The organism is Streptomyces sp. BE20, from assembly GCF_036322525.1.
Classification (GTDB): Bacteria; Actinomycetota; Actinomycetes; order Streptomycetales; family Streptomycetaceae; genus Kitasatospora.
Window position 1 is genome coordinate 1 of record NZ_JAQYWW010000030.1, and the last position, 6,237, is coordinate 6,237.

At 75.3% G+C, this 6,237-nt stretch carries 1 protein-coding gene; it reads right to left on the reverse strand.

Going from position 1 to position 6,237, the window contains the following annotated elements; all coding sequences use genetic code 11:
* On the reverse strand, positions 1-6,237 hold a 6,237-nt coding region (locus PUR61_RS00110), incomplete at both ends, for an EndoU domain-containing protein (RefSeq protein ID WP_329874329.1).

Consider the following 6,237-nt stretch of genomic DNA (forward strand, 5'->3'; position numbering starts at 1 on the left):
CGACAGGAACTGCTCGCCCCGGACCTCGCCCTCGATCCGCACCCCGGCGTACTCACCGGTCCAGCGGTGCCGGCTCCCGCCGAGCGGGACGACGGTGTTGGTACCCAGCGCGTGCAGATACGCCTGCTCGGCCGCGTACACTGCGTCCTCGCTCGTCCAGTTGCGCGGGAACATCCGCCGGTGGGCGGGCCCGGTGGTCAGCAGGTCACCGGCCGCGGACAGGGTGTCCACCCGGCGGGCACGGGACGGACCCGCGGGGGGCTCCGCCGAGAAGTCGGCGACCACGACACCGTTGCGCTCCACCCGGACCACCCGCTCGGGCGCCGTCCGGTCCGAGCCGATCGGCGGCAGCAGGTGGCCGCCCGGATTGCGGGCGTCGCCGAACAGCGACGACTGCCGGGCGTCCAGGCCGAAGGCCGCCCGGCGCGGGAGCCCGTGGGCGGTCTGCCCGGCCGGCGCGGCGCCGAGGGCCTGCTCGATCACGGCGCCCAGCTCGCGCAGGTTCCGCGGGGCGAGCGCGAACCGGATGTCGGTGTCGTCCGAGATGATCCCGGCGTCCTGGTCGAAGCGGACCCGGTCGTTGCCCGCGTGGGTGCCGCCCATCAGCCCGGCGTCGGGGTACGCGGGCCGGGGGCGGATCTCGTGCTCGACGACCGTGCGGTCGCCGTTCCCGTCGACGGTCTCCTCGTGGAGGCGTCGCTCCCGGTACTCGTCGGGCAGGCCGAGCAGGTGGCCGATCTCGTGGGCCAGGACGGTCCGGGTCGTGCCCAGGCCCCATGCCTCCTGGGTCTCACGGACCTCTCCCTCGAAGACCTCGACCCGGTGGTGCGCCCGGTCGGGGTCCGTGACGAACTCGGTCCGCACCACCAGGACGTCGCCGTCCGGCAGCCGGTGCCCGGTGTTGTAGTACTCGTCCACGCTCTGCCGGGCGCGGTTCCGGAGGTTCCGCAGGGCCGTGGTGTGGTCCTGACCGGCCGGCAGCCCCGAAGTGTCGAGGTGGATCCGCACCACGACCTCGACCGCCGGGGTGCCGTCCACCAGGACGGCACGGCCGGCCCGGAACCGCCGGTGACCGGTGGCGTCGCTGCTGTGCCGCGCCGGGTCGGCGGGCGCCTCGACCTCGGCCGTCCTGAGGACCCGGGCGATCGTCAGGTCCGTCGCGGGTGCCTCGTACGCCGGGCGCACCGGGTGCGCGGCCCCGTCCCTGTCCCCGTCCGTGTCCGAGTCCGTGTCCGAGTCCATGTCCACGGAGCGGACGTCGGAGTCGGAGCCGTGGACCGACTCCATGTCGTCGTCGGAGGACAGGAAGTCGAGCGTGGAGTCGGTGACGTAGTCCATCTCCTCGTCGGAGTCCCGGTACAGGTCCATGGCCTCGTCCTCGTCCCCGTCGGAGAGGAGACGGCCGTCCTGCGAACCGGGCCCGTGGTCGGAGCCCTCGTCCGAACGCGGGGGGTCCGGCGCGAACAGCTGCTCGACCGGGCCCGGGGCGGCCCGCCGGCCGGTGCCGCGCTCGGGCACCGGAATGGTGAGCTGGGGCGGCGGGGTGTGGCCGTCCGCGACCGCGAAGTCGACGATCCGGTACTCCGCGTCCCGCAGCACCGTGATCTCGACCTCGGCGAACCGCACCCGGACCTGGAACCCGTCCTCGACCAGCGTCTCCTCCTCGATCCGCCGGCCGTTGGCGGCCGCGAAGAGCCGCTCCTCCGGCGTCCACTCCCTCGGCAGGCCGCGGCCCGCCGCGGCGCTGAGGTCCGGGCTGACGTGGCCTGCGGGCACCGGGTTCAGGGACATCGCGACGACGGTGTCCGGGCGCCTGCCGGTGCCGGAGGACGCCGGCTCGGTGAGCGGGGCGGAACGGGGCGCGTCCGCCGGCAGGCGCACACCGGGCTGCTCGTCCGCCGGACGGTGGATCAGGTGCCGACCGTCCCGGGTGATGCCCTCGATCCGGACACCGTCGTCGGTGACGCCGGTCCAGTGGACGGCGCCGTTCACGACGCGGTCGTCGGCCCGGTCCCGGCCGTGGTGAGCCTCCTCGACGGCGTCCAGGACGTGGTCGGCGTGCCAGTCCCGCGGGTAGAACATGTGGGACTGGTTGTCCGCGCGGGTGTGCCAGCGGGAGGGGAAGGCCTCCATCGGCGCCCTCGGGGCGACGACCGGGTCGAGGAACCAGACCTGGGCGCGGTAGGTCCCGTTGGGGTGGGCGGCGAAGGCCGTCCCGATCCGTACGCCCTTCCGCTGGCCGGCCTGGTCGACCCGGGGGCGGTCGCCGTCCCCGTACCCGATCCGCTCCGGCGGCTGGTGGTGGACGCCGGCGAGCGTCTGCCGGTCGCCGTAGCGCACGAGGTCCCCGACCCGCTGGTCGAAACCGGCCGGGAACGGGCGCCACGGCAGGTGCGAAGCCGCGCCCAGCCCGCTCTGGTCGTCGGACGGACGGAAGGAGACGATCTCCGGTATCTCGAACGGGCCGCCCGCCCGGCGCTCGATCCGGAGGACGACCCGGCCCTCGATCCGCACCCCGCCGTACTCACCGGTCCATGCCCAGGAGACCGGGCTGAGCTCGGTGAACGCCTCGCCGCCCCGGCGGAGCGCGTGCTGGTACGCCTGCTCCGCCGCGTAGACCGCGTCGTCGGACGTCCAGTGCTCCGGGAACATGGTGCGGCCGCGGTCCTGGACGGCCGGACCGGCCGCGAGGTCGCCGGCCAGCCGGTGGTGGCCGGTCGCCGCGCCGTCGGCCGGGCCGCCGAAGACCCGGAAGGTGCCGTTGCGGTTCTCCGAGCCCGGGATCCGGGTCGGCTCCGGCCGGTCGGAGCCGGGCTGCGGGAACAGGTGGCCGCCGCCGTCGCGCCCGCCGCTCGACACCCGCCGGCCGGTCCCGTTCAGGTCGCCGTACAGCGCGGTGCGCCGGGCGTCCTCGTTCACCCGGGGACGCGGCGGGTGGGTGCCGTCCGGCCCGGGCCCGCGGTCGGCGCCGAAGGCGAGGTCGATCACGGCGCCCAGCTGCCGCAGGTTGCGCGCGCGCAGCACGGGCCGCGCGTCGGGGACGCCCGGGGCGGCGGGCCGGTTGTTGGTGTCGGCCATGGGCCGGCCGAAGCGGTCACGGGTGTAGGAGCCCATCAGACCGCCGTCGAGGTGGACCGGCCGGCGGCGGTCCACCCGGGAGTGGCCCTCGCGGTACTCGTCCGGCAGCCCGAGCAGGTGGCCGACCTCGTGGACGAGGGTCGAGGCCGGGGTCCGGAGGTCCCAGTTCTCGTGGCTCGCCCGGATCGGGCCCGGGTGGACGGCCACGGTGCGGTGCGCGACGGCGGGATCCTGGACGAACTCGACCCGCACCCGCAGCCGGTCGCCGCTGGGCAGCCGCTGGTCGCCGTTGTAGGTCTCCGCCAGCCCGGCGCGGGCCCGGTTGGCCAGGTCGTTGAGCAGGCGCACGGCGTGCGGGTCCGCCAGGTTCAGCCGGCTGACGTCCAGGTGCAACCTGACGCTCACCAGCGACTCGGTGTCACCGTCGGCGAGCCTGATCCGGCTCACCGAGAACTCCTGGAGCTCGCGGGCCTCCAGGCTGCGGTCGAAGGGGTCCGTCGGTGGACGGACCTCGTGGGTGCCGAGCACCTGGTGCTGCTCGGGCCCGGGCCGGGTCAGCTGGTGCGGCACGCGCTGGTCCGGCTGGCCCCAGAAGTCGGTAATGCGGTCGTTCTCGATCCGCACCGTCAGCCGCACCCCGGCGAAGGTGCCGTGGACCTGCTCGGGCGCGGTCGTGCCCCCGCGCGGCACGGGGCCGGCCGGGACGCGGTGCGTCGAGCCCGCGACCACGCTCGCGGCGTACCGGGCCTCGTCGGCCGTCCACTCGCGCGGCAGGTTGCGGCCCTCGGTCGGGCGGTCCCACGCGGACGCCGCGAAGTACCGTCGCCGGCCGTCGAGCATCGACTCGCCGGACACGCTGCGCGGTGCCGGCGGCGCCTGCGGCTGGTCCTCCGAGGCCAGGACCTCGGCCAGCCGGTTCGCGCCCGCCGCCTCGTGCAACCGCGGCAGGGCCTGCTCGATGGTGGGGTCCTGCCCGGGTTCGAGCCGGACCTCGGTGGCGTCGGCGTCCCCGGTGAACTCCAGCCGGAGGTCCATCGGGGTGTCGCTGCCGTCCCGATGCCCGTCGACGTACGTCTCGGCGGCCTGCAGCAACGTCCCCTCGGCCTGCCGGAGGTCGGCCCCGGTGGTGTGCTCGCCGCCCACCAGCCTGACCCGGGCGGTGATCCGGACGACCTCCGAGCCGTCGAACATGAGGTCGCGGCGGACCCGGACCGGCCCGAGGCCGGTCAGCTGCACCTCGGTGCCCCGGCGGGCCGTCGTCGAGGCGGGGCCGCGGTAGTCGGGGTTGTCGAGCGTCTGGTGCGGGGACGGACGGTGGAAGTAGAGGGTGCCGTCCGGACCGAACCGGCCCTCGATCCACACGCCGTCCGCCCGGCCGACCACGAGACGGGAGCCGTCGTCCTCCTGGCGGGTGAGGAGCGGGTGGTCGAGCGCGGCGGTGACGTGCGCGGTGAGCTGGGGCCCGCTCCAGTGCTCCGGGTAGTACACCGTCCCGGGATCGAGCGCCGACCGGTGCCAGCGCGAGGGGAACAGCGTGGCCGGGGCGCCCTGGCCGACCGCCGGGTCCAGGTGCACCTCGACGACCCGGGTCGTGCCGTTGGGCAGGGTCACCCTCGTCTGGTCGCCCACCAGAGCGGGCGCGCGGCGCGGGGTCCCCGTCACCGTGCCGTCCAGGTCGACGGGTTGCCAGGCGGAGGCCGCGGACCGCTGCGTCGCGGAGACGAGGGTGGGAGCGGGCTGCGCCTCGGCGTCCGGCGGAATCGGCGAGACGTGCAGTTGCGGGAGGTCCCGCTGGTCACCGACGCCGTTGACGCCGACGATCTGCCCGTCCTCCACGTGGACCTGGATCCGGACGTCGCCGATCCGGCCCTCGACGACCTCGGTCACGGTCGAGCCGTGCACGCTCTCCTGCTGGTTGAGGAGCTGGACCGCCGCCCAGCGCGTGTCGCGGGCGGTCCACTCCCGGGGCAGGCTCCGGTCGACGGGAAGGTCGCGCGGGTCGGCGACCGCGGCCGCGTGGCTGAACCGCGCGTCCAGGTCACGCAGCTGCCGCACGGTCTGCTGGTCCCACCCGGCCAGCACGGCGGGCGCGTGCTCGCCCGGCCGCAGCGGGCCGGGTTCGCGCAGGTCGGCGGGGACGCGGGGGGCGCCCTGCTGGGCGACCAGGTCCGCGAACGGGGTCGTGAAGTCGCTCAGTGCGGCGGTGATCCCGTTGAACACGTGGTCCTGGCCCTGGACGGCCAGCGGGCCGAGGACGCTCGACACGCCCGACATCCCATCGGGGCGCACGACCATCTCGGAGAAGACGTCCGGACGTCCGGGGGCGAAGTCGAGGACGACGGCGACCAGCCTCGGCGGCACCCCGTTCGTGCCCGCGGTCTCCAGCGCCCGCTCCTGGACGAAGTCGTTCACCCTGCGCTGGATCTCGTCCTCGGCGAACGCGCGCAGCTCCGGCGTCACGGGGCCCTCGACGACCGTGCGCACGGGGACGGTGATCCGCAGGCCCTCCTGCCCGGAGTCGAACAGGACCCGGGCCGTGGAGAACGGTCGGTCGCCCATCCAGGTCCCGGTGGCGGGCGAGGTGCGGAGCACCCGCCGCTGGTCCCACGCCGTCATGGGCTGCGTGTCGGTCGGACGGTGGGCCAGGTGGGCCCCGTCGCGGGAGAGTCCCTCGATGCGGACCCCGTCGGCCTCCCCCACCCAGTAGTACGTCCGGCCGTCCTCCAGGTACACCCGCTGATCGTCCGGGACGCCGTCGTGCGCGTCGTCGACGACGGCCAGCAGGTCCTCGGCCACCCAGTCCCGCGGGTACATGGTGCGCCCGCTCCCGCCGTCGGCGTTGCCGCGGAACCGCCAGCGGGTCGCGAAACGGGCGAGCGGGGAGGTCGGCGCGACGGTCGGGTCGAGGAAGGCCGCCCGGGTCCGGTACGTGCCGTTGTGGATCGGGGGGGTGGTCTCGACGATCCTGACGCCGTGCGCCCGGAGCGTGTTCGCCGGGTTCGCCACGTGCGCCGGGTTCAGCTCGTGGTGCAGGCCGGTGAGGTTCTGCCGGTCGCCGTAGCGGACGACGTCCTCGGCACGCTGGCCGAACGCCCCGAAGGCCCGGGCCGGGTCGTCGGGAGCGGGACGGTGCGGGGCGTTCAGCGGCGGGTCCACGTC